The organism is Streptomyces hygroscopicus subsp. hygroscopicus (assembly GCF_001553455.1).
Taxonomy (GTDB): Bacteria; Actinomycetota; Actinomycetes; order Streptomycetales; family Streptomycetaceae; genus Streptomyces; species Streptomyces hygroscopicus.
Map to the genome: position 1 here is coordinate 1 of NZ_BBOX01000109.1, position 2,226 is coordinate 2,226.

2 protein-coding genes and 1 riboswitch are annotated in these 2,226 nt (G+C 71.0%); of the genes, one reads left to right on the forward strand and one right to left on the reverse strand.

What is annotated here, in order from left to right; all coding sequences use genetic code 11:
- On the forward strand, window positions 1-581 hold a 581-nt coding region (locus AXW62_RS12295), incomplete at its 5' end, for a hypothetical protein (RefSeq protein ID WP_370682904.1).
- A 103-nt stretch (window positions 582-684) separates the two neighbouring features.
- Here AXW62_RS12295 and nicT read toward each other — a convergent pair.
- A complete protein-coding gene (nicT, locus tag AXW62_RS12300; RefSeq protein WP_060944545.1) occupies window positions 685-1,803 on the reverse strand; it encodes a Nickel transporter NicT in 1,119 nt (372 codons plus the stop codon).
- A riboswitch (cobalamin riboswitch) is annotated at window positions 1,802-2,003 on the reverse strand. Its footprint overlaps the gene before it by 2 nt.
- Window positions 2,004-2,226: the final 223 nt, after the last annotated feature.

Below are 2,226 nucleotides of genomic sequence, written 5' to 3' on the forward strand. Positions count from 1 at the left end.
GGGTCGAACCGTACGGCTCTTGCGCTTCCGTCCCCGCGGCGGTAATTCCGTGGTATGGGGCGGGAGGAGACCTGATGGACCAAGGACTCGCGGCCTTCTTCACCGGTCTGGTGGCGCTGCTCGGTGCCCTCGTCGGTGGCGGATTTTCCGCGCGGGCCGCGCGCATCGGTGGCGAGAAGACCGTGGAGGCCGCGCGCCGGCAGGTGCAGGACCAGGCGCAGGCGGAGTCGCGACGATGGCTCCTGCAGGCCCGGCATGACGCCTACCAGGTGATCTTGGGGTCGATCGATCCGTACACGGACGCCCTCCTCGTGCCCACGGCCGAGGCGGAGGCGGCGGAAGCGGCGAAGCAACGGTTCCGCTCGGCCCATCTGCAGGTCACGGTGGTGGGCCCGGAAACGGTCCGCAGCGCGGCCCAGGAGTTGTCGTTCGCCTTCGTCGAGGTGCAACGTGTCCGCGACGAGGGAAGGCTGGTCACGTTCTCGATGGCGCGGAAGATCGAGGTACGTCACACCGCGCTCGTCAAGGCCATCACCGCCGTGTACGCGTGGGAGCCCGATACGGCGCACAAGATTCCGTGACCCGGCGCCGCCGGACGAACACCCCGCAGGCCGGTTCGCCGCGTGCCCCCGGGGGTGAGGGGCGGTCACCTCCCGGCCCAGGGGCCGCGGTAGCGCCTGAAGGTCAGCCGCCGTCGGCGTTCGCGGCGCGGACGGCCCAGCGCTGTTCGACCCTGGCCAGCCGCCAGTAGGCCAGGGCGGCGGCCCACACCACGACGAACAGGCCGACGATGATGAATCCCACGTTGTCCAGGTTCAGTGCGGAGACCCACCCGGTGACGGCGTCCCGCAGCCGGAGCTTGTCGTGGAGGACGCTGATCAGCTCGATGGTGCCGATGAGGAAGGCGACCGCGATCGACAGACCGGTGATGGCGAGGTTGTAGAAGACCTTGCGGACCGGGGTGGAGAACGCCCACTGGTAGGCGAAGTTCATGAAGGTGCCGTCGAGGGTGTCGAACAGGCTCATCCCGGCGGCGAAGAGCAGCGGCAGGCACAGGATCGCGTACCAGGGCAGCCCCGCGGCCGCGCCGCTTCCGGCCATCACCATCAGGGCGACCTCGGTGGCGGTGTCGAAGCCGAGCCCGAAGAGGAACCCGAGCGGGAACATCTGGCCGGGCCGGGTGATGGACTTGGTGAAGCGGCCCAGGACGCGGTTCATGAAACCGCGCGAGTCCAGGTGCGCCTCCAGTTCCGACTCGTCGTACCGTCCGGCCCGCATCGCCCTGAAGACGCGCAGGATGCCCACCAGCGCCACCAGGTTGAGCGCGGCGATGAGGTAGAGGAAGGTCCCGGAGACCGTGGTGCCGACGACACCGAGCACCTGGTGGGTGCCGGAGTCCTCGTTGACCAGGGTGCCGGCCAGCTGGGCCCCGCCGGCGACCAGCGCGGCCAGGGCCACCACGACGCTGGAGTGGCCGAGCGCGAACCAGAAGCCGACGGACACCGGCCGCTTGCCGTCGGCCATCAGTTTGCGGGTGGTGTTGTCGATGGCGGCGATGTGGTCGGCGTCGAAGGCGTGCCGCATGCCCAGGGTGTACGCGGTGATCCCCAGACCGACGCCGAACGTCTTGGAGCCCACCTCGTAGTGGTGGGGCGCCACGACCAGGAAGAGCAGGCCGAAGGCGATGGCGTGCAGAATGAGGATCACCGCCAGGAGCCCGGCGGTCCGGACGGTGTCCTCGCGCCGCCATCGTGATGCGGTGGGCAGGGTCATGTGGTCACGCTCCAGCACCTCGTGGATCATCTCGTGAGATGCCGTGGCCGGTCTCCTGGCTGACGGGTCGACGCGTCCGCCCCTGCCTTCCCGGCCGCGACGTGCGGCCAGTGGCTCCGCGGCCCTGTCCGGAGGACCGCGGAACGGGACGGAAACTTCCCGATCACAGTGGCGAGGGCCGCTCCGGTTTCCCACCGGTCTTCCCGTACACCACGGCCCGCCAACTGTAGGGTGCGCCGGGCGAACGAGGCAAGGCCGCGGCGCCGCGGGGGCGGCCATGGCCAGCGCGTTCACGGGGCGGCCGTGGGCGGCGCGTTCGCGGGGCGGCCGTGGGCGGCGCGTTCGCGGGGCGGCCGTGGGCGGCGTGTTCGCCGCCGCACCCGGTTCCCTACCGCGCCGTCCGCCTGACCCGGTACACGGCCTGGGACGAGAAGCGCGGCGAGCGGCGCGGCG